This window comes from Psychrobacter sp. NG25 (assembly GCF_015234355.1).
GTDB lineage: Bacteria > Pseudomonadota > Gammaproteobacteria > Pseudomonadales > Moraxellaceae > Psychrobacter.
This window is the reverse complement of sequence record NZ_JADGMV010000008.1, coordinates 108,982-130,646: the sequence shown is the minus strand read 5'-3', so window position 1 is coordinate 130,646 and position 21,665 is coordinate 108,982. Positions and strand designations below refer to the sequence as shown.

The window sequence follows — 21,665 nt, the reverse complement described above, 5'->3', positions numbered from 1 at the left end:
ATATAAAGACTATTTTTTATTCATCTCTATCTGCAACTAAAATAAATAACCCCAATAGATTAATAAATCGCAAGGCCAAGAATTGTTAGCAAGCCCTAATTTAAACAGGTCTTTACGGAGCTATTGGTAACCACTGTGCGCTTAATACCAGTAGGCATAGTGCAAAAAATACTAGGGAAAATGACTGGCTGTAAGCGATATATTTAGCTGGTATTACTAAGTCTTTTGGAGAGTCAGGAATACCCTTACGTTTCAGCAGACGCGTTCCATATACCCAACCAAAAGTAGTATAGAGACCATAGGCAGCAGGTACCGCAACCGCTAATGGGGTCAGATCAATCACATACAACATGACCACGGAAATAAAGAACCATGAGGTATCCAAAAGCGAACTGATTTTAAAGAATTTAGATTGAGGCAGTTTGCCATCTGTTGTTTTGAGCATCTCCCCTTCTATCCAAATTAAAACAGCTACCACAGCACTAAGAAGAACATATATGAATTGTGGCGTTAGCCAGTCAGAATAAGATATTTGCACAACATACAACCTGTAATCTATAGAAAAAGAAGAACGGAAATTATTTGCTTTGTTTCATAGCTCAAAAACGAACAGAAATTATAATAATTGTCTAACCAAACAAACCATTCGTTAGTGTGATAATGCTTGTCTATATTGGGGGCTACCATTGGTTTTCAACCCATAGATAGCCTACCATAAAAGCATTAAGCAAATAGAGTGCATTAAAAAACCCATGCTATCAGTTGATAACATGGGTTTCTTTAAAACTAAGCAGTCTTTTTATAAATTAATACTGTCTTAGTTCTTTTCTTTATCGATGATTTTATTACCACCAATCCATGGCATCATACCACGTAGCTTAGCACCAGTAATTTCGATTGGATGCTCTGCATTGTTACGACGACGGGCAGTCATTGATGGATAGTTGGTAGCGCCTTCAGAGATGAACATCTTCGCGTATTCACCAGACTGGATGCGTTTTAGTGCATTACGCATCGCTTCACGTGATTGCTCATTGATAACTTCACTACCAGTCACATATTCGCCATACTCAGCGTTGTTACTGATTGAGTAGTTCATGTCAGCGATACCGCCTTCATACATCAAATCAACGATAAGCTTAAGCTCATGCAAACACTCAAAGTAAGCCATCTCTGGTGCATAGCCCGCTTCTGTTAGCGTCTCAAAGCCCATTTTAACTAGCTCTACTGCGCCGCCACAAAGTACTGCTTGCTCGCCGAATAGATCGGTTTCAGTTTCATCTTTAAACGTTGTTTCGATGATACCTGAACGACCACCACCAACACCAGCAGCATAAGATAGTGCTAACTGTTTGGCTTGACCTGAAGCATCTTGATAGATAGCGATCAAATCTGGGATACCGCCGCCTTTTGCAAACTCTGAACGAACGGTATGACCTGGTGCTTTTGGTGCAATCATAATCACATCAAGATCACCACGTGGCACAACTTGGTTATAATGAATCGCAAAACCATGAGCAAAGGCCAATGTAGCGCCTTCTTTGATGTTTGGCTCGATCACGTCGTTGTAAAGCTCTTTTTGGAACTCATCAGGCGTCAAAATCATAACAACGTCAGCAGCTTTTACCGCTTCTTCTACTTCAGAAACTTTAAGTCCAGCATTTTCAGCTTTTTTCCACGAGCCTGAGTTTGCACGTAAACCGACAGTCACATCGACGTCTGATTCTTGTAGGTTAAGCGCATGCGCATGGCCTTGTGAACCGTAACCAATAATAGCAACTTTTTTGCCTTGGATAATTGATAAATCACAATCTTTGTCATAATAAACGTTCATAAATACAGTCCTTTTTCTCAATCATGGTTTGCCATGGATAGTAAACGCTTATGCAATAGCCACTATCGTAAAATGGTCACTAAGATAAGCGTTTTGTTGATTTTAAATCAATATGATTTAACTAAAGCATTCTGTTATTAGACACTCAACCGATTAAAGGCTAAGCGTCTTTTCACCGCGTGAAATACCGATGACGCCCGAGCGTACCACTTCCATGATACGTTCGCGACCAATCACATCAATAAAGCCATCAAGTTTGGCTTTGTCACCGACGATTTGAATCGTATATAAGTTAGAGTTGACGTCAACGATTTGTGCACGGAAAATATCTGCACTGCGTTTAATCTCTTCACGTACACTACCAGACGCTCGAACTTTTACTAGCATTAATTCGCGTTCAACGTGTACGTTTTCTGATAGGTTCAGCACTTTAACCACTTCAATCAATTTATGCAATTGCTTGGTGATCTGCTCAATTCTTTCAGGTGAAGTAATAGTCGTCACAGTCAGACGTGAGATACTTGGGTCATCAGTTGGCGCGACGTTTAGTGTTTCGATATTATAACCACGTTGTGAGAACAAACCGACTAAACGCGACAACGAACCCGCTTCGTTTTCCATTAATACCGAAATCAGATGTTGTTGTTGCATTAGGTACGCTCCCCTTTTGTTAACCACATATCACGCATTGTCTGTCCAGCAATTTGCATCGGATATACATGCTCATTACGATCGACATAAACGTCAATAAATACCAGCTTGTCTTTCATTGCCATCGCTTCTGCTATCTGTGCTTCCATAGTGGCAGGGTCAGTAATTTTGATACCGACATGACCGTAACTTTCGGCCAATTTAACGAAGTCTGGCAGTGAATTCATATATGACTGTGCGTGACGACCTTCATATAGCATGTCTTGCCACTGCTTAACCATACCCAACTGGGCATTGTTTATATTCAGAATTTTGACTGGTAAGTTATATTGTAAGCAGGTCGATAGCTCTTGGATATTCATCTGAATAGAGCCTTCGCCAGTAATACAAACCACATCACGCTCAGGATTGGCAAGTTTGGCAGCCATCGCATATGGCAGACCAACACCCATGGTACCAAGACCACCTGAGTTCAGCCATTGACGTGGCTCATTATAGGTATAGTAAAGCGCCGCAAACATCTGATGCTGACCGACGTCACTCGTGATAATAGCATTACTGTTAGTCACTTTATCCAAGGCTTGTACGACACTTTGTGGCTTAATACCATTATCTGTATTGGTGTCATAACGCAAACCATGACGCTTACGCCACTCATTAATCTGTGACCACCAGTCAAGCAATGCATGTTGCTCAAGTTGTTTGTCTTTACCGATGATATCCAGCATATCAGTCAATACTGACTTCACATCACCAACGATTGGAATGTGAGCAAGAATCGTTTTTGAAATCGACGCAGGATCGATATCAATATGAATAATGGTCGCATTAGGACAGAATTTTTTGACATTATTGGTCACGCGATCATCAAAACGCGCACCCACTGCCAAAATCACATCAGCATGATGCATACTCATGTTGGCTTCGTACGTGCCATGCATGCCAAGCATGCCTAAGAACTGACTATCAGAACCAGGGAACGTACCAAGACCCATCAATGTGTTGGTCACTGGTAGGTTTAGACGATGCGCAAGCTCAGTTAACTCTTCGTGAGCCTTGCTCCAAATCACACCACCACCAGCATAGATGATAGGACGCTGTGCGGCTAGTAGCGTCTCTACGGCTTTCTTAATTTGACCACTATGGCCTTTTAGTGACGGCTGATATGAGCGTATAAATACTTCTTTTGGATATTCATAAGCGAATTTTTCGCTAGGCGCCGTCATGTCTTTTGGCACATCAATTACGACAGGGCCTGGACGACCAGACTGTGCAATATAAAAGGCCTTTTTAACAATCATTGGGATTTCGCTAGCATGGCGTACTTGGAAGCTATGCTTAACGATAGGACGTGATACGCCTACCATATCTGTTTCTTGGAAAGCATCTTCACCAATGAGGCTGCTTGGCACCTGACCTGCGATTACAACCATTGGTACAGAGTCCATGAAGGCAGTCGCAATAGCTGTCACAGTATTGGTCGCACCAGGACCTGATGTTGCCAGCACGACGCCAGTATTACCAGTCACTCGCGAATAAGCATCTGCCATGTGACCCGCTGCTTGCTCATGACGCACCAAGATATGCTCGACATTTTCTTGTTGGAACAAGGCATCATAGATATGAAGAACCGCACCGCCTGGATAGCCAAAGATATATTTGACACCTTCATCCGTCAGCGATTGTACTAGCATCTCAGCGCCAGACAGCATTACAGGCTGTGCACTACCTTCAGCAAGACGTTGTTGCTTTTCTTCAAAATTTTTGGCGGCATTACCCGTTTGGGTATGTCCAGTCATGTTTGGACTTTGCGTGGTTTGCGTCACTGTCATCACCTTTTTTTTTGGTAAGCAGTAGCATTAATTTATAAAAGAAAACAACGACGTTTGCACATGGTTATTGAGCTCGTAAAAATGAGTGCTAATACTTATCCATATCAAGAATGTGTGCCCGCTATATTTCAGTCATGCTGTTTTATAAGACAACATAGTACTTAAACACAGCAATATATGTAGGGTCAGCTCTGTGATAGGAGTTTATCGATATACAGTGACAAGATGCGAGTGCATCTATAAAAGAGGCTTATTATTTATGATTAATACGAACCAGTATTAATACTCGATTGATATATACATAGGCATTGAAGTAGACAGAAAAATAACGTTCATAGTCAGTAATACATCGTAATACCATTAGATATTACAATAGGCTGAATGAAGATATCTCGTCCCTAAATCTTGAGCCGTGTTTAATACAATCGCTAAAATGATACTTAGCGCATTTCAAATAATAAGTTTATCTTAGTCATTGTAGACAGATAAGTCCGGAGACAATATATAAAGCTCTCAATAGATATCGTTCTGAACGACTACTATCGTTGCTATATCATTATCACAAAGAAAAAAGAACTGTATAAGTTACTGATAAGTAACCCGTAGTCCTCGTTTTCAAGTGCCACGGCAATATCATAAAAGCCGCTCACTGACCAATCAACTGCTATTATATTCGACGGTTTGCGACCCATTGTCAAGAAAAACTTCTAAAGCCTATCCCTAACTATTAGTTATTAAATAATATACATTCATAAGAATTATTTGCTAAAATCAAACGCTGGTACATTTTTAGTACCATTCAAACACTAAAATGTTATATTGACACATATATAAACATCTGTTTTTTACCAAATAAGAGGATTGCTACAATGGCATATGCATCTAAGATAAATACTGCTGCCAAACTGCTTGTGAGTATGAGTACGGCGTGTATGCTAATGCTGTCCATGAATGCCAGTCACGCTATTCAGGTTTATAAATCTATTGGTGCGCATGGCGAAGTAAAATATAGCCAACATTCTCCGCAGAATGGCAAAAACATTGAACTGATTGAGTTCCGTAGTGACGGCAGACAAAATAACGCAGGACAGCTAGCGGGCAAAACAGATCCTAGTCAGAACAATACTCCAAGTGCAGAAGAACAAAGAGTTGCAGCGCTTGAGACACGTATTAAAGAGCAAGATGCACAAGCCAACGCACAGCGTTGCCAGTCATTACGCAACAACTTGACCAATCTAAACGTCGGCGGACGTATTTATGAAATGGATGCCAGTGGTAAACGTGAATATCTAGATGGTCGCGAGATTGAGCTGAAGCGTGAGCGCGTACAGCAAGCAATTGACCAGTACTGTGGCAACCCTACTACCTAGCCTCAACGCTAGTTATAGGTATTCATCATCAACTGCATAACATGACGAATGGCTACTGGCATATCTTGAGCCTGTAGCCCTCGTTGCCCTATCAAAAGATTGCCATGATCACTATTATATTGATTCGTCTGACTAACCAATATATCCCCTGCTAATGCGTGTATGACAACCGCTTGATGCAAGCTACGCATCTCCGATGCTAGATCTTGTTGTGCTAACAAGCCAGCAATGACACCAGACAATACATCACCCATACCAGCCGTTGCCATGCCAGCATTGCCCACACCACAAACATAGACCTGCTCTTGATCTATATCAGACTCTAAAACCAAAGACCCTGCACCTTTGAGCACCCAATTGCCACCATACGTCTGCGCACATAGTTTGATGGCTGATAATCTATCTGACTCTATCTCCTGTATTTTTTTATCTAGTAACTTAGCAGCTTCACCACTGTGCGGCGTCAAAAAAACCTCATTATTAATACTATACTCTCGTAGTTGAGCGATTAACGTATGGCTTTGCCTCTGTAACGATGCCAAGTGATAAAGCCCGTCAGCATCTACAACTATTGGCTTTTCCGCTGTCATAGCAGTCTGTATATAATTTACAAATAACGCTTGTGCTTTGTTATCACGGCCCAACCCCATACCAATAGCTACCACACTGGCTGCCTTGATTAAATGCTGCACACCTTGGGTATCATGCAAATTGATAGTCATTGCATCTGGTAATGACGTCAATAGTGCGTTATGAAAGGCTTCGTGGCAGGCAACAGTGATTTTACCCGCTCCTGCCGCCATCGAACTTGACGCAGACAATATCGCTGCCCCGCCCATACCTTGTGAGCCATCAACACGATTACCACCGATAACCAATACGTGGCCGTAGCTCCCTTTATAGCTATTTTGGCGCCGTGGACGGAGATCTTGTCCAGCAGTAATCAATTTGGCTACTGGCTCAAACTCTACATTGCCTACCTGATAAGGTATCAGCGGTATATCGGTTACCTGCCCGCTATAATCTACCCCGTCTTTGGTATGCAATCCAAATTTCCGCGCAATCAAGCACAAAGTTTCATCCGCTTGTATCGCTATACGGTCGAACACTTCACCAGTCGAAGCTACCACACCACTTGGAATATCAACGGCAATGGCCAGCCCATTATTTTGATCAACTAATTCATTAAAAGCCCCAATTGCCTGCTTATAAATACCATAAGGTGTACGATCTAATCCTATCCCAAATAGTGCATCGATATACACATCAGCCTGTAGCGCTGTTGATCTCAAATCATTTTGGCTATCTTCAAAGCGCTCATAATTGCAATTAGCAGATCGTGCTATCTGTAAAGCCTTTTGGGCATCCTTTATTGAGCTTTTACTATTAGAAATTGCTGTTGTATCACTTTTATCAGAATTAACCTGATCAGAGTCACTATAGTTAAAGTCACTATCCTCAAAACCCACTGTGACTATCTGTACCTGCCAGCCAGCTTGCTTGAGATAGTAGGAAATCAGCCAACCATCACCGCCATTATTACCTTTGCCTACCCATATACTCACTCGATACTGGTGGTTGTGACGATGAGAGAAATTAACCGACGTTAATGACTGACGGTTTAAGTACTTTTTCTCATAAAGCTGCTCAATATGCTTCGCCATTTGCCAAGCCGCTTGTTGCATTAGTCCAAAACTATCATGACCTTCATCAAACCATGCTTGCTCCATTGCATAGAGTTGTTTACTGCTATATAGCGATATAGGATGTTTTTTATTTATGGATAAATGATTATGTATTTGCATGATTTGCCCTCAACTGTTTTTATTAGATTGTTTGATATTATTCTGAAGCCTGATGATTCCTCATTGATATGAGGACACATCCTAGCTTAGCAAAAGCCAACTTTGACTTGTGTATCAATATGAATGCGAATTTATTTTCTTTTATGCTTGCGCTATTGGCTCACTCGCTTATCATAACGGTATTCACATTAACGCTTACTATTACACATGAACAACTCATCTACACCAAGCCTACCAATATCTTCTATTAAACAAGTAGCTGGCCAACAGCGAGCCGCTGCAATTGATGATGCAGTCGCAAACAAGATTGCACTCAATAACACATCAACATTTTCTACCACAACAGACGTCAAACAATGGATCAAGACTCAAGCACAGGCGCTAGGGTTTGCTGACTGCGGCTTTCTATCCGTGCACCATCCTTTGTTTGCTAAACAAATTGTACAACTGCAGCAATGGCTAGAGAAAGGTTACGAGGGACAGCTACAGTTTATGCACAGCAATCATGAGCTACGGGCGAACCCTGAGCAATTGGTCGATGGTGCAAGGACTATCATCAGCGTTCGCATGGATTACCTGACTCAAGCACCGAAATCTCGTGCTGTCACTGACAATGACATCCCCAACCAAGGTATCATTGCGCGTTATGCCAGAGGGCGTGATTATCACAAGACAATGCGTAGTCGTTTAAAGCAATTGGCATTAAAAATAGAAACAATGCTTCCTGAATGGCAACATCTCAATATTGGGTCAGAGCGAGATTTTATCTTTCGGCCATTTAGCGACTCTGCCCCTATCTTTGAGCGCCCTATCGCTGATGCTGCTGGCCTTGGCTGGACAGGTAAGCACACGCTACTTATTAATAAACAAGCAGGCTCATTTTTTGTGTTGGGCGAGCTATTTATTAGCCTTGAGTTGCCAGATGACAAACCTATCAAAGAACATTGTGGCAGCTGTAGCGCTTGCATTGATATTTGTCCTACTCAAGCGATTGTTGCACCCTATGAGCTCAACGCTTCGGCCTGCATCTCCTACCTCACTATCGAGCATAAAGGTAGCATTGATACCAAGTACCGCCGGGCGATTGGTAATCGCGTCTTTGGTTGTGATGACTGTCAGCTTATCTGTCCTTGGAATCGATACGCCAATATCACTCCTGTAGAAGATTTCGCACCACGGCATAAACTTGATAGTAGTAGCCTACTTGAACTATGGCATTGGCAAGAAGCCGACTTTATGAAAAAGACGGAAGGCAGCCCACTCAGACGCACAGGTTATGTTAGCTTTTTACGCAATATCGCTATTGGACTTGGAAATGCCAATGCAAGTACAGATACTATTACTCAATTACAGTCAAAACTGGGTGTACACAATGAGATATTAGATGAGCATATCCTTTGGGCAATAACTGAGCAGCAAGGTAAATTAAAGGCTATTAAGTCTTAGGCTTATATTTGTCTAAACAAAAAAATGCCTCTTATTTATAAGAGGCATTTTTGTTAGCGCATATTTTTGTACTATTCATTGCTAATATTATGGCTTAGGTATACGTAATACTTGGCCTGGATAAATTTTATCAGGGTCAGAAAGCATTGGTTTGTTCGCTTCAAAAATCTTCATGTAGTCACTTGCTGAACCATAAACATCTTTGGCAATCTTAGATAAGTTATCGCCAGACTTAACCGTATACATGGTTGACTCAGGAGCATCTTCTTCGATATCAATATTATCGATGACTTTTGCAACGTTCTGTACGTTACCAATTGCGATGATTGCTTTTTCGCGATCTGCTTGTGTTTTGGCTTTACCACTGATCTCAGCAGTATCCGTTGAGCCATTATATTTAATCTTTAGATCGCTGATATTTAGATTTTGCTGCTGAACACGACGAAGCAAGATATTAGCGACTGACTGTGCTGAAGTCTCACTACTCTGTACTGGCGTATTAGCATCTGCTTTGGTTTCTGATTTAGCATCATGCTCGGCTTCATCACGATTGAATATCTTATCACCGATGTCTTTTGCAAAACTGAACATACCCATATAATTGCTCCTTAAAATATTATTATTAATCATTATTTTCGATGACGCATAAAATCAGATAGTGAGGTAAACACCTGAATTTCGTCATACTTTATTACTGCTTACCAAGATGAGTATAGACAAAGGTAGTTGAACTGGCTAGTAATAGTATGTTGAATAATGTTGAATTGACGTAGCTTATGTTAATAAATACGATTCACTCATATGGAAAGCTCATTTTGCAAGACATAAAAAAACCGCTTATCAATTAAGATAAACGGCAATACAAAACTTGCTAAGCTAATATAGAATTATAGCTGTGCTTGTACGTAATCAATTGCTTTTTGAACAGTCGTTAGCTCTGCTGAATCTTCATCAGGAATAGTGATGCCAAAATCGCTTTCGAATGACATAACCAATTCAACTAGATCCAATGAATCTGCACCTAAGTCTTCCATAAATGAAGCGTCGTTGCTGATTTCTTCAACGTTCATACCCAATTGCTCAGCTACTGCAGCTTTAACTCTTAGCTCGGTATCATTACTCATGTAGATTTCTCCTTTTTGATCTATTATTTTGACAAACTACTATAGTTCTATTATTAGATTCTACAGCATTGTATATAAGTGAGACTTTCAGATTAGTATCGCTATCTGAATGCTTTATAACGGATTATACGTTTTGACTAATGTCTGGTAAAGCTCTGCTATCATACAGTGCTTTGGCCTAAAAGTGTCCGTCATTATAGCACTCTTTATTATAGTTTACACTCGTTCACACAGTTTTTTATTATCACTATGTAACACTTGTGCGTCACTTACATATACATGCCGCCATTGACAGGAATAACAGCGCCTGTGATATAGCTGGCCTCATCGCTGGCCAAGAAATGCACTGCTGCTGCAATGTCTTCTGGCTGACCTAAACGGCTAATAGGGACAGCATCTAACATCGAGTTTAGCAGACGCTCATCAAGCTCATCCGTCATGTCTGTTTCAATCAAACCCGGAGCGACACAGTTGATAGTTACTTGGCGTGAGCCAATTTCACGTGCTAGGGTACGGCTAAACCCTTCTACGCCTGCTTTGGTTGCAGCGTAGTTAGATTGGCCTGCATTGCCCATTTGCGCGACTACAGAGGTAATATTGATGATGCGGCCACGGCGTGCTTTCATCATACCGCGTACAGCGCGTTTGCTCATGCGATATACTGACGTTAGATTGGTGTCAATGACATTACTCCAGTCATCATCTTTCATGCGCATTAGCAAACCATCTTGAGTGATACCGGCATTATTGACTAGCACCTGTACCGCACCATAAACGCTTTCAATCTCTTCAAACAGCTTATCAACTTGCGCCGTATCACGTACATCTAAAACTCGGCCTATACCACCACTATCATGAAGATAGTCATCGATAAGCTCAGCGCCTTTTTCAGTCGTCGCTGTACCAATGACAAAATGCCCTTCTTTGGCAAAACGTTTAGCAACGGCTTTACCAATGCCACGGCTCGCTCCTGTTACTAATGTAATCGTACGGCTCATGATAATAACTCCATTAATTTCTCAAGGCGGGCAGGTTTGTCAGTAGGATAGCTGGTAATTGGCTGGGCTTGACGCTTCGCCAAATTACTCAATACATTACCACTGCCACATTCGATTAAAATATTAATTTGTTTGTCAGCCAGCTCTTGCATGGTTTTTGACCATAATACAGGTTGGCTTAACTGTTCAGTCAATGCTTGCTTGATACCCAACGCACTGGTTTCGACACGTGCATGACGATTTTGAATAACAGGAATCGTGGCTTGCTCAAATTTGATGTCTGCCAATATTTCAGCCAAAGCACTACTCGCTGGTTCCATCAGCGCACAATGTGAAGGTACGCTCACCTTTAGCGGAACAGATTTCTTACCGGTATTTTTTACTTTATCAATAACAGCATTAACGCCATCGGCATTGCCTGAGATAACGACTTGGCCTGGGCTATTAAAATTGGCTGCACCAACAATCGCGCCATCAACATGTTCAGTCGCTTGCTCACATAAATTTTCGACCCGATTGTCTTCAAGACCTAATACTGCTGCCATCGCTGTATCAATGCCTACAACAGCCTCTTGCATCAACTGACCACGTTTATGAACCAGTCTTACTGCATCAGCAAGCGATATCACATCAGCTGCACAGAGCGCGCTATACTCACCTAGAGAGTGCCCTGCTAAGTAACAAGGTGCTGTGACTACTTTCTGTTTCAAGATTCGCCAGATAGCTATGCTAGCAGTCAGTAATGCTGGCTGAGTATAGTGGGTTTGATTGAGTTTTTCTTCATCCTGACAGATTGCCCATAAGTCTTCACCAAGTGCGTCACTTGCTTCAGCGAAAGTATCACGAATCTCTGGATAGGTTTCAGCAAGCTCACTCGTCATACCAACGACTTGTGATCCTTGACCAGGAAAAATTACCGCGATCCGCGAAGGCTGCTTTTTTGCCATATCGGGTACAGAGGCCATAACCAATATTCCTTATTCAATTGGAAACATCCCTAAAAATAATGGGATTTGTTATATTATTAGGTACGACACAGAGCCGTTGCGTTCGTTATTTTGTGAAAAACTAACTGTTAGTGAACTATACACTGACAGGCTCTATTATCATAGCGAGTGCCACCTAAACCGGTGCAGCAGAAAATATCGCTAAGATTGTAATGATAGATTGTATCAGTTCACTTTCATATTTGCTAAAGGCTAAAAATAAAATGTTTATTTTAAAAAACCATAGCAAAAAGCCAAGTTATCTAGCCACATAATATATGATAGCGAAATAACTTGGCTTTCTTTAGCTCAAAACTCATTGCTTGATACGGCTATGCAAAAGCAATCATAGTCACCAGTACTATCACTACTCTTGCATTAGCTAACAAACAACTTAGGCGTCTTGACTTACCTTGAACAACTGGCGACCACGGTAAAAACCATCTTTAGTCATGTGATGACGACGATGTTTTTCACCAGTAGTAGCATCGATGCTCAGCTCAGCCACTTCCATACGATGGTGTGAACGGCGCATGTCACGACGAGAACGGCTTTTACGACTTTTTTGAACAGCCATGATATAGCTCCTATACTTAAAAGGGATAAGCTTGAAATTCAGCTTTAATCGATACTGACAGAGGCCATATAATCACAACAACCTAAGTCTTACGCATCATTAGTTAAATAGATTGCCACTCACATAAAATGCTAACTACGTCTAAAATCTATAGTAAATTTGCATAGTCAGCTTCTATCAGCAAGCAACTTGTTGCTAGAATGCAATAAACCGGACATTATACGCATGTTTAATGGATTAATAAAGCCCTGCATCTCACTCTTCTGTAGAAAGCTGATGAAAGGTATCACAAATTCATTAAGTAGTACATTTATATGTGAATTGCTTTTAATGAAACTACAACTTGCCTTTTAGCGAGGCTAAAGCGGCAAAAGGATTTTCTGCTTCTTCTTCTTCTGGAATCTCACCAAATTGCTCTACCGTCATCTCACAGTCATCATGCTTTGGTGACATTGGCGTCTTGAGTAATATCTCGTCTTCAACCAATTTTTTGAATGGCAATAGCTTCTCTGGTGATTGCTCTGTAATGATTTCTTCAAGCAACAAATAATCTTGCTCTTCATTCACTAAGCGCACTTGGCTCTCTTTTTCGAGCAAAGCAATATTAAAGTCATCAGACAAATCGATAGCCACTGGCTGCAAACAGCGCTGACAAGTTAGCCAAACCTGACCAGTCAATGTAAATGCCAAATGTAAGACATTATTACGGCGATATAAGCTAGCACTCAGCTGTATTTCTTCTTGCTCATGTTCGGTAGCTAAGATAAGCGCCAGACGTTTAAAAGCACTTGGCTCTACTTCTCCTGACCATTCATAGCCAGTGTCTGCCCACTTATCTAAGGAAATAGACTCGGGCATGCTGGTAGATAGTGGCACTTTTTTATTATCAGTATGCATTGCTGACGGTTTACTTTCTGGAGTGCTTGACATGCGCGGCCTCATTCATCAAAACGGTGTATAATATTGCCTGCCATACTAACGGAAAGCATTGAATGACGCTAGCGCTAGTATGTTAATATTTTTGATATTGGCACGATTTAACATGACCTGTTCTTCGCCTTTGTACTAAGGTGATAGTTTTCATTTTTACCACTTATCTGACCAGTATTTCACTTATGAATTCGTTTAACAATAAAATTGACTTTGCTAACTTACTCTCATCCTCTAAAGCAAAAATACTACTGAAATGTCTTACTGAGTTGGCCAGTGATATGAACTCTACTTCTACCGATTCATCAAATTTTGAGAAGAATAGAGTGTTAGAGCACCTGAGAAATGAATGGCAAGGCCTAGCTACTACCGAAACTGACGATAACGACCAACAATTAGCTGATAATAATGAGCGAGTAGCTACCGACTGGCTCATTCAATTATTCAATGCTTTATTTGCTGATCAAAAGGTCATATTGGTACGTAGTGAAGGTGAACCCGAATACTTTCCTGCCCAAAACAATGAACCCGCAAGAATTGAATTTGCTCATGGTTTTTTTGCTAGTGCATTGCATGAAGTCCACACATCTCTTTATAGGTTGACATGCTAGAAACCTCTTATTCTAATAGTGTACATCGCTATATTATCTGTAGGCATCTAGAGTAAAACTATCACTTCGGTGATTATTACCACCTATCAGAATAAATCACTTTTACTTATCCAAAAGATAATGATCGTTCTATCAATTAGGTATCATAATAATTAAGTTTTTCAGATATCTTTCACATCTTTAGAAATATCCTTTCTAATGTCATCCTATCCAAGCTCTAAATGCGGACATGGTGCGCTTCGCTACGTCTATCTATTGATGGTTACTTTTGATCAATCGTACCATCCGCTAACCCAGTAGATTCTATTTATGTCGGATAGATAGAAGTAAAAGCAGTTTTCTGCTATTCATGTTTATCATTAATGCCTTTGCACATAGTATTGTCAGTTGCAAGATATCGAATCATATGAACACGGATATGATGATGGTAGTGTTAAGGCAAGCGAGTGTAGATAGAAGCAGACCCAAGGATGTAGTTCATCACAGTAATATCAGGTTTTAATGCTTATCTATTCACTAAGCGAATAAGCTGACTAGCTATAGAGTTATTATGTTTGTGGGCAGGATAATTATTCTTTATTTCGGAGATAGCTGGACGAGAGTTAGTAATGCTGGTCTGGTAATCTTTACATAGGTGAAATGATTTAACAAATATGATTGAATAGCACAATTAATTATGTGTCATCTTTCGATACTGGCTTTGAAAAGCGATACTATAATAGTTTAACCACGTCAGGTAGCAACGTCGGGCTCAAGCTACAAGAGCTAACTATCTTCAAGCGCTATCTTAGTATAATGAGCGTGTAGTAGCGCTTTTACTTCCTTACTAGTTGCAATTTTACCTTCTTCAAAATCTTTAAAAATATGCTGAGTATCTGGGTTAACAGGAATGTTATCGACTGCGAAACTGGCCAAAGTGGACGCAGTTATACTACGTCTCTTTTCTATCTCTTTCTGACTTACAAGAATAGGACGATCGTCAATAATCGGTGTTTTAGATTTAGAATCCACCATGCTAGCTCCTATCAGTAGCAATAAACTTGTTCAAAAAGCCGTATAATCTTCTATCTAGATAACTTTTCTCTCACTAATATGGCTTATTCGGCTGATTTAATGGTATTAACTATTTAGATATCGGTAAATCATGATTGTTTGATATCAAGAGCTATTGTGACTGAATAATTAGTGCTTCTAGCATTTCCTAGAGCTGCATAACTGACTTGCTCTAAAGCTCTCTGGGACCTATATGGACTAAATAACTCATCAATAGTGTAGTGAAAACCACCATCATCTACTACAAATACATAATCAAAAAATATTTTGGCCATCGCAGACTGAGGATGACTAAAGTCGCGATAAGAGCTATTGTGACTCCAACTACCACTATATATTTTACCAAATACTCTTTCTATATTACCAGAGATAGAGTTTGAAGCGTGTTTTCGAGTAATACCTGGTTTTTGCAAGTATGCAGCAGCATTTTCAACAGCTTTCCAAATTATATAATGCATGGTCGATACAGAGCATTTAGCTAAACATGCTCTGAGAATGCTAATTAGCTTGTCGCCAATAGGTGGTGCTAGATCGTTCAGTCTTGACCTAGTCATTAGATAGCTTAAACACTCTCCTAGCTGTACCTTTTCACACCAGCTCTTAAATTGACTATCCGCTACTAGAGCACTGGTATTTTTTTTAGATTTAGCGTTTATCAATATTTCAGTAAGATTCTCAATACTATAAGCAAACTCAAAGATCGCTTGATAGAAATCTATCTCTAGCTCTTTTTCTTCGTTGATAGTTACGTATTCGTAGCTATTTTCAGGAGTTAGTATAAGCAGATTTCGCTTAAAGAGGTGATGTAGTATTTCTTCATCTAATTTAGAGAACGGTGATAAAGGTAATGATAAATTGTCACGTAGAGATACTGTATTCCTTAAATTGTCTGCTCCTATACTCTCTACAGTCGCTGCAAGTAACAGCTTATCCACATCGCTAAGCTCAGTGAATGAAGGAATAATGCTCAATTGAATGCTTCTGCACTGATTGATGTGCTCTAGAGCAGTCTGTCTTCTCTCTTCTGCTAAAAGGTCTTGTTTAAGACGATACTCTAAGAACTCTTGATCCCTTCTTTTTTGAAGCGCTTCCCAACAATTATCACACCGCCATCTAATAAGATCCAATCGAATTAGCTGTGAACGGGTATAGCAAATCTTAGTTGTACCGCAGTCTATGCATTGACAATCTAGTACGACAAGATGAGCATTTATTTTAACGATACTAGGTATATCCTGATGCTTAACATCAAACTCTTGACCTATCTCTCTACAGGTATATATAAAACCACTTCGTTTGTCGCTCTCACGTAGCCAGTACCTCTCACAGATCAGCTTATTAGTTTCTGTTATATCTGGCTGATACTCTAGTTTAGTTTTCACGCTTACCTCTCAATACCGACTATATCCCGTGGATATTGTAGCTTACCACTGTGAGTATTGCTATCTTTAGCAGTGGTTAATGAAATGACAACAGATGAGCGTATGATTGCCTTTGGAAAGCGTGTCCGTGAGATGCGTAAAAGTAAAGGAATATCCCAAGAAAGATTAGCAGAGATGGCAGGTATTGATCGTAGCTATATGGGTAATATAGAACGTGGTGAGAAGAATATTACGTTGAAAAAAGCATATGAGATATGTGATGCATTAGAGGTAACTATACAGGATTTGACTTGATACTCTTAAACTCTAAAAAACCCTTGTGGTTAGAAAATTTTTTAATAGTAATAAACTTACCTGTATTGATTGTATAATCTTGATAGCTCAATCTAAAATTTAACATGGAGTCACTAGTGGATATATGGGAAGCTGATAAGCTAATTTTATTCATTGCATTTGTAATCCCTGGTTTTGTTAGTATAAAGGCCTATCAATTAATCTGTCCAGGAAATGAGCGGTCGACTTCAGATCAACTAGTTGATGCAATAGCATATAGCTCTATAAACTATGCTTTGTTAATTTTTCCTATAATTTCAGTAGAGTCAGGAATACTAAAAGAAGTACATACTTCACTCTATTACCTTTTCTATATTTTTGTTTTATTCATAGCTCCAATTATTTGGGTACTCGTATGGCGATATTTAAGAACCAGAGAGTTCTTCCTACGTAATGCACCTCATCCTATCGAAAAACCATGGGATTACCTGTTTTCTCAGCGGAAACCATATTGGGTCGAAGTTTTTCTAAAGAATGGTAATGTAATAGCAGGATTATATTCCAGTAAATCGTGTGCTTCTAGCGCTCCAGCACCCGAACAAATATATCTTGAAGAGACATGGGTATTAAATGAGAATGGTGGATTTGTAAGAGCGATAAACAATACAGCAGGTGTTTTAATTTTATCTAGTGAAATCTCACACATTGAATTTAGAAATATTTCACCCCTAAACTAAGGAAAGCTTATGTCTGATCAAAGAAAATCGCTAAATGAAAGTTACATTCCTCGCTCAACAGAGAAAAGCTATCAACCAACGACCAAACCTAAACCTGAAACTAGTTATGTTCCTATAACTGATAATGGCAATAACCCAGCTAATAGACCTACACCTCCAGGTGATAAATAAATTTATACCAAAGCCTCTATCTATATAGAGGCTTAACATTTTCAATTATGGAAAATAGTAAGTTTTTAATCGGATAGTTCTAGCACTCTTTTTGCTTTAACTATTGTTAGTCTTTATTCTAATAATCGTTATTCTGAATACATAGCATTCTAATTAATTTCTTTGTAAAAGTGTCATCTTAATAATTTTAGAAACAAAGTATCAAAGTATCAAAGTATCAAAGTATCAAAGTATCAAATATCAATGAGGCTTAACTAAGACGTCTAATAAGTAACAATATAAAATACTTTAGCTAAAATAAAGGTGGTCTGAGAAGTCATTTTTGACTTCTTGTAATAAACTATCTTTGCTTATATGCACACCACCACCCCCTTGTTGCAGTATTCGAAGAGCAGAAAACCATTGAGCACGCCCTGTCCCTCTCAGTTTCAGACGTGACGTATCCCCTCCTGCTCGTTGCCATATCTCCTGATCTAAAGGACCTTCTGGATATAGTTCAGGAAGCATATCTTCCAAATTTCTATCACGAGTGGTATCGATTGAGTTTTTACTAAGTTGATTACCGCTCTCTTCAACACAAGCTACTGTCTTTATACCTCCACATCGTAGTGCAACAGGAAAATTACTCTCCGTATTACATTTAAAAACGGGATGTTGCTCATGATTTATAGTCGTAGCCTCTGCAGGAACTTTTTCCGATATATATTCAAATATATTAAAGACTTTAACAACCTTTTCATTGAAAGGGCCTGCTGCTCCTTTCAAAGCAGACAAAAAATGCTTAGTGAATAAGCTATTTTGATCGCCGGGCATAATTATAGACTGCTCCGAATATTTTGAGGAAGCTAGAAGCGCATTTCCACGCCCTTTCGCTAGCTTCTCTAAAGACTTCTCAGTAAAACCCGGCTTATAAATTTGATTCTGTTCGAGTGATTTAAATCTGACAGCTCCAGCGGAGTGACAAGCATCTATAACAAACAACAGTCTTTCCGATTTAATTTCAGATAGTAATAATGATAATTCCGCTTCAGGTAAAATACCTCCATCAGGACTATTAATATCTACTGGTGCTAAAAAGCAATCGGGATTTAATTCATCACCTCGATTACCACCATGCCCAGAGAAATAGATGAACACCGTATCATTTTCCTGAACTTTGGTTGCCAACTTATTTATTTCACTGCGTATGTTGGAGAGCGTTGCTTCATAATCTAGCAGTAACGTCACATTTGACTCTTTATAACCACATAACTCTGGAGTCTTAAGTACAAGGGCAATATCATTAGCATCTTTCGTCACTGTCTCAGGAAGTTCATTTTTTCCTTCATACTTAGAGATCGCAATTACAAGAGCGTGGGCTTGAGAAAAAGGTTGCATAAGTTCATTCATATTCAATTCTCAAACAATTTATATAGAATATTGACGTTTTCGTTATTAGAAAAATCTCTTTTAGCTTTATCTAACAATTTTATTGGGTATGGCTTGCTACCACTTTTGATATGTCGCATAGCGTGTGCCCATTTTTCTAGTCCTGTTCCAGTAGTTAGCATTGCTTCTGGCTTGCCACCCGATCTTACCCATATCTCATTCTCTTCAGGTCCATATGGATATAGTTCGTGCATGAGTTCTGTAAGCGCCTGCCATTTCTGGCTACCATTAGAAAAACCCATACTAAGCTTGTCCCACAATGGCAACAACTCCTTACAACACATCAAAATTTTTTTCATATTTTGTAGTGATTTATGGCGATTATCAAAAATTAATTTGGCAGAATCTTCCCAGCGTTTATCCTGAATCAGTTGCCCGACGACCATCATGTTATTGATATTTTGATGATTGATATTATCGATATAGCCTTCTAACCATATTAAGAAGTCAGACTCGGTAAGAGATTTAACTTGACTAAATATATTGATTGTTATTCTGATATTAGCCAAATCAGCTTGATGAATTCTTTCAAGCAAAGCAGGTGTTTGAGAAACAGCCTTATCTAACTTGCTATCTAATTCTAAAAACTCTTGCTGCAATGCGCGTTTGTACCATCCTACTGCGGTCATATTCAAATAGTTACTACGACTATTACCTTCAAGTAAATCCCAAACTATTGAACGTTGTGGAAAATCACATAAGTCTGAAATAGGAGTTGTAGAGAGCAGTTTCAAAAGCGACATATTCGTGGAGACGCCTGAAGTTATAAGTGTATGTAACAATGAGAATAGTATACCTTGTGGATCTTGTGGTGCATTCCATACATTCAAATTTCTAGCCATTACTTTGGCCCAAATAAACAAAGAATCTTTTGCATCAGAACTGACATCTTTGAGTATAGAAGGGTTTGCTACAGCCTGTTCAATGGTAAGTTCGGTAATAAGTGTATTGTTAAGGGAAAGACATGCTGCTAACAACTCATCGGGGCGGCTTTGATTTACAATGAAAGCCAAGCCTTGTGTAGAAGAACTATTTCTATCAGCTTTCAATTGCCTTAACAATGCTTCATTTACTGGATAAATTTGCGCTAAGACCAGTGCATGAAGCAGAAAAAACTTCTTTTTAGCAAAAAATGACAAAGCAATTGCCGCTGTCTCCTCAGATATTTGGTTTGGCGCATTACTCTTAAGCCTATCTTCAAGAAAATCTACCGAAAAAGCATGCAGCTCTAGAAGCTGCTCGGTTACCTCGAAATTAAAAGGTAGCCATCTCCAAATAGCTGAGTAAATTGTTGAGTTTTGGGTTGAAATTATTTCAGGAAAAGCTGCATGAACTGAGTGTCTCCAAGCGTCTACAGATTTCTCCTCATCAAAGGACTTGTTAATAATTTCAATCATTATAGAGTCATCTTGACTAGAAAATTGGAACAACATTAAACGCGAACTAACTGCATTCCAAAGATTTTCAAGCGACGGGAACTCTTGTTCAGACATATTCCTAAGTTTTAATATTTTGCTGATATGAGCATCAGGAACTGAGTTTGCTAATTGCGATATTAGTATGTTTTTTTGATCAACACCTTTTGTTCGATCAGGTGAAAGAATTTCAATAAGCCTTACTAAACTTAGGTAAATATCAAAATTCAACTGTTGCTCATTATACGAATGTATATCGAAAGCTTGGGCCATAAGACCTAGCATTGAAGGCGTGTCTAATTTTATCCCAAAAATTCTACAAAAATCGCTATATTGCTCATACCCAGTAAGAATTGCTTGGGCTCCTAATGAAGGTGGTTCAGATAGTGCTACTTGGTCAATCACCTTATAGTCTCCGTGCCAACGAGAAGCCAGCGAGGCTGGTATACAAACCAGACTTGGCACATTAGGTTCAATACAGTCTTTAGGACTCAAGCTTAAGCGAAAAGAAAATTTACTACGCATACTTGGCCATAATTTAACCCATATTGATGCGACTTGCTCGTCAAAGTCTACTAAACCAATATTAATAATAGGACCGCTTTTTTTGCTAACTAGTAACTCCGCAACACTATCATTCAGAGTTATGATAGGTTGGAACGAGCCATTGGTTAGCTCTATAGTACTATGCTCATTACAAAACTCACGGTCAATAACTGGTCTATCCGGGAGAAGATTTAATAATAGTTTAATATTATCAAGGTGTTGTATATCATCAATAGACACTGCTATAGCATATGAAATTACCATACCAGGTCGAGAAGCAGTTTCGTCTAAAAAAGTTTTAGCAACAACATAATTTCCTTGTGATGCAAAACCTGAAACATAAGAAGAGAAACCTGTACCAGAAGGAAAAGCATCAGGTAAATCTAAAGATTGGGATATATTTTTGAAAAATTCACTATTTGAACTAGAACATCGTAAACCGTGGCCTCGATCACCTTCTCCAAATATCGCTTTATCAACTTTCATAATAATGTCT

General features: G+C 39.4%; 21 protein-coding genes. 6 read left to right on the top strand and 15 right to left on the bottom strand.

The genetic code is table 11. The features are described 5' to 3' along the window. Positions 1–112: 112 nt before the first annotated feature. From IPZ60_RS12430 to IPZ60_RS12415, 4 genes are all read right to left on the bottom strand, one after another. Positions 113–445 carry a hypothetical protein gene (locus IPZ60_RS12430; RefSeq protein WP_320108738.1) on the bottom strand — a complete coding sequence of 111 codons (333 nt, stop codon included), beginning with the start codon at positions 443–445 and terminating at the stop codon, positions 113–115. Positions 446–817: 372 nt separating this feature from the next. Beyond that, complete coding sequence (gene ilvC / locus IPZ60_RS12425; protein ID WP_194198064.1) at positions 818–1,834, bottom strand: ketol-acid reductoisomerase; 1,017 nt, start codon at positions 1,832–1,834, stop codon at positions 818–820. A 153-nt stretch (positions 1,835–1,987) separates the two neighbouring features. Then, entirely contained in the window at positions 1,988–2,485 is a 498-nt protein-coding gene (ilvN, locus tag IPZ60_RS12420; RefSeq protein ID WP_110923965.1) for an acetolactate synthase small subunit, read from the bottom strand. Next, positions 2,485–4,197, bottom strand: a complete 1,713-nt coding sequence (locus IPZ60_RS12415) for an acetolactate synthase 3 large subunit (RefSeq protein ID WP_265087464.1) — start codon at positions 4,195–4,197, stop codon at positions 2,485–2,487. Before IPZ60_RS12415 ends, ilvN begins: the two co-directional genes overlap by 1 nt. A 989-nt stretch (positions 4,198–5,186) precedes the next feature. Here IPZ60_RS12415 and IPZ60_RS12410 point away from each other — a divergent pair. Then, entirely contained in the window at positions 5,187–5,687 is a 501-nt protein-coding gene (locus tag IPZ60_RS12410; protein WP_194198062.1) for a DUF4124 domain-containing protein, read from the top strand. Between the two features lie 8 nt (positions 5,688–5,695). Here IPZ60_RS12410 and IPZ60_RS12405 read toward each other — a convergent pair whose 3' ends face one another. After that, positions 5,696–7,492, bottom strand: a complete 1,797-nt coding sequence (locus IPZ60_RS12405) for an NAD(P)H-hydrate dehydratase (protein WP_194198061.1) — start codon at positions 7,490–7,492, stop codon at positions 5,696–5,698. Between the two features lie 207 nt (positions 7,493–7,699). Here IPZ60_RS12405 and queG point away from each other — a divergent pair, with 207 nt between their 5' ends. Beyond that, the gene (gene queG, locus IPZ60_RS12400) at positions 7,700–8,938 is read left to right on the top strand and encodes a tRNA epoxyqueuosine(34) reductase QueG (protein WP_194198060.1); all 1,239 of its coding nucleotides are present in this window, start codon (positions 7,700–7,702) and stop codon (positions 8,936–8,938) included. A gap of 87 nt (positions 8,939–9,025) precedes the next feature. Here queG and lysM read toward each other — a convergent pair whose 3' ends face one another. The 6 genes from lysM to IPZ60_RS12370 form a co-directional block, all read right to left on the bottom strand. After that, on the bottom strand, positions 9,026–9,535 hold the full coding sequence (gene lysM / locus IPZ60_RS12395) for a peptidoglycan-binding protein LysM (RefSeq protein WP_194198059.1): 510 nt from the start codon (positions 9,533–9,535) through the stop codon (positions 9,026–9,028). Positions 9,536–9,825: 290 nt separating this feature from the next. Then, a complete protein-coding gene (gene acpP, locus IPZ60_RS12390; protein ID WP_010196746.1) occupies positions 9,826–10,062 on the bottom strand; it encodes an acyl carrier protein in 237 nt (78 codons plus the stop codon). A gap of 269 nt (positions 10,063–10,331) precedes the next feature. After that, positions 10,332–11,066: a 3-oxoacyl-ACP reductase FabG gene (fabG, locus tag IPZ60_RS12385; protein ID WP_320108739.1), complete on the bottom strand. Its 735-nt coding sequence runs from the start codon at positions 11,064–11,066 to the stop codon at positions 10,332–10,334. After that, complete coding sequence (fabD, locus tag IPZ60_RS12380) at positions 11,057–12,025, bottom strand: ACP S-malonyltransferase (RefSeq protein ID WP_194198057.1); 969 nt, start codon at positions 12,023–12,025, stop codon at positions 11,057–11,059. The genes fabG and fabD overlap by 10 nt, the downstream gene beginning before the upstream one ends. 415 nt (positions 12,026–12,440) lie before the next feature. Further along, positions 12,441–12,623 carry a 50S ribosomal protein L32 gene (gene rpmF / locus IPZ60_RS12375; RefSeq protein WP_068408434.1) on the bottom strand — a complete coding sequence of 61 codons (183 nt, stop codon included), beginning with the start codon at positions 12,621–12,623 and terminating at the stop codon, positions 12,441–12,443. A gap of 336 nt (positions 12,624–12,959) precedes the next feature. After that, on the bottom strand, positions 12,960–13,553 hold the full coding sequence (locus tag IPZ60_RS12370; RefSeq protein ID WP_194198056.1) for a DUF177 domain-containing protein: 594 nt from the start codon (positions 13,551–13,553) through the stop codon (positions 12,960–12,962). Positions 13,554–13,738: 185 nt separating this feature from the next. Between IPZ60_RS12370 and IPZ60_RS14390 the strand changes: the two genes are divergently transcribed. Further along, positions 13,739–14,164, top strand: a complete 426-nt coding sequence (locus IPZ60_RS14390; RefSeq protein ID WP_370463036.1) for an elongation factor P hydroxylase — start codon at positions 13,739–13,741, stop codon at positions 14,162–14,164. A 765-nt stretch (positions 14,165–14,929) separates the two neighbouring features. Here IPZ60_RS14390 and IPZ60_RS12360 read toward each other — a convergent pair. Both IPZ60_RS12360 and IPZ60_RS12355 read right to left on the bottom strand, forming a co-directional pair. Continuing rightward, on the bottom strand, positions 14,930–15,178 hold the full coding sequence (locus IPZ60_RS12360) for an antitoxin VbhA family protein (RefSeq protein ID WP_194198055.1): 249 nt from the start codon (positions 15,176–15,178) through the stop codon (positions 14,930–14,932). Positions 15,179–15,306: 128 nt separating this feature from the next. After that, positions 15,307–16,599, bottom strand: a complete 1,293-nt coding sequence (locus IPZ60_RS12355; protein WP_194198054.1) for a hypothetical protein — start codon at positions 16,597–16,599, stop codon at positions 15,307–15,309. Between the two features lie 84 nt (positions 16,600–16,683). On the opposite strand from IPZ60_RS12355, the gene IPZ60_RS12350 reads away from it, so the two are divergent. The 3 genes from IPZ60_RS12350 to IPZ60_RS12340 all read left to right on the top strand — a co-directional run bounded on the left by IPZ60_RS12350 (position 16,684) and on the right by IPZ60_RS12340 (position 17,780). Continuing rightward, positions 16,684–16,893 carry a helix-turn-helix domain-containing protein gene (locus tag IPZ60_RS12350; RefSeq protein WP_194198053.1) on the top strand — a complete coding sequence of 70 codons (210 nt, stop codon included), beginning with the start codon at positions 16,684–16,686 and terminating at the stop codon, positions 16,891–16,893. Positions 16,894–17,009: 116 nt separating this feature from the next. After that, the gene (locus IPZ60_RS12345) at positions 17,010–17,609 is read left to right on the top strand and encodes a DUF6338 family protein (RefSeq protein ID WP_194198052.1); all 600 of its coding nucleotides are present in this window, start codon (positions 17,010–17,012) and stop codon (positions 17,607–17,609) included. 9 nt (positions 17,610–17,618) lie between these two features. Then, entirely contained in the window at positions 17,619–17,780 is a 162-nt protein-coding gene (locus IPZ60_RS12340; RefSeq protein ID WP_194198051.1) for a hypothetical protein, read from the top strand. Positions 17,781–18,068: 288 nt separating this feature from the next. Here the strand turns inward: IPZ60_RS12340 and IPZ60_RS12335 are convergent, their stop codons facing one another. Both IPZ60_RS12335 and IPZ60_RS12330 read right to left on the bottom strand, forming a co-directional pair. Continuing rightward, positions 18,069–19,169 (bottom strand): caspase family protein, encoded by a 1,101-nt coding sequence (locus IPZ60_RS12335; RefSeq protein ID WP_194198050.1) that lies wholly within the window; start codon positions 19,167–19,169, stop codon positions 18,069–18,071. 2 nt (positions 19,170–19,171) lie between these two features. Continuing rightward, positions 19,172–21,655, bottom strand: a complete 2,484-nt coding sequence (locus tag IPZ60_RS12330; protein ID WP_194198049.1) for a hypothetical protein — start codon at positions 21,653–21,655, stop codon at positions 19,172–19,174. Positions 21,656–21,665: the final 10 nt, after the last annotated feature.

Coding starts and splice junctions, on each gene's coding strand:
- fabD (WP_194198057.1), bottom strand. CDS start 12,025: ATGGCCTCTGTACCCGATATGGCAAAAAAGCAGCCTTCGCGGATCGCG.
- IPZ60_RS12415 (WP_265087464.1), bottom strand. CDS start 4,197: ATGCTGTCTGGCGCTGAGATGCTAGTACAATCGCTGACGGATGAAGGT.
- IPZ60_RS12360 (WP_194198055.1), bottom strand. CDS start 15,178: ATGGTGGATTCTAAATCTAAAACACCGATTATTGACGATCGTCCTATT.
- IPZ60_RS12330 (WP_194198049.1), bottom strand. CDS start 21,655: ATGAAAGTTGATAAAGCGATATTTGGAGAAGGTGATCGAGGCCACGGT.
- acpP (WP_010196746.1), bottom strand. CDS start 10,062: ATGAGTAATGATACCGAGCTAAGAGTTAAAGCTGCAGTAGCTGAGCAA.
- IPZ60_RS12430 (WP_320108738.1), bottom strand. CDS start 445: ATGCTCAAAACAACAGATGGCAAACTGCCTCAATCTAAATTCTTTAAA.
- IPZ60_RS14390 (WP_370463036.1), top strand. CDS start 13,739: ATGAATTCGTTTAACAATAAAATTGACTTTGCTAACTTACTCTCATCC.
- ilvC (WP_194198064.1), bottom strand. CDS start 1,834: ATGAACGTTTATTATGACAAAGATTGTGATTTATCAATTATCCAAGGC.
- IPZ60_RS12405 (WP_194198061.1), bottom strand. CDS start 7,492: ATGCAAATACATAATCATTTATCCATAAATAAAAAACATCCTATATCG.
- IPZ60_RS12335 (WP_194198050.1), bottom strand. CDS start 19,169: ATGAATGAACTTATGCAACCTTTTTCTCAAGCCCACGCTCTTGTAATT.
- ilvN (WP_110923965.1), bottom strand. CDS start 2,485: ATGCAACAACAACATCTGATTTCGGTATTAATGGAAAACGAAGCGGGT.
- IPZ60_RS12340 (WP_194198051.1), top strand. CDS start 17,619: ATGTCTGATCAAAGAAAATCGCTAAATGAAAGTTACATTCCTCGCTCA.
- IPZ60_RS12370 (WP_194198056.1), bottom strand. CDS start 13,553: ATGTCAAGCACTCCAGAAAGTAAACCGTCAGCAATGCATACTGATAAT.
- IPZ60_RS12410 (WP_194198062.1), top strand. CDS start 5,187: ATGGCATATGCATCTAAGATAAATACTGCTGCCAAACTGCTTGTGAGT.
- queG (WP_194198060.1), top strand. CDS start 7,700: ATGAACAACTCATCTACACCAAGCCTACCAATATCTTCTATTAAACAA.
- IPZ60_RS12350 (WP_194198053.1), top strand. CDS start 16,684: ATGACAACAGATGAGCGTATGATTGCCTTTGGAAAGCGTGTCCGTGAG.
- rpmF (WP_068408434.1), bottom strand. CDS start 12,623: ATGGCTGTTCAAAAAAGTCGTAAAAGCCGTTCTCGTCGTGACATGCGC.
- lysM (WP_194198059.1), bottom strand. CDS start 9,535: ATGGGTATGTTCAGTTTTGCAAAAGACATCGGTGATAAGATATTCAAT.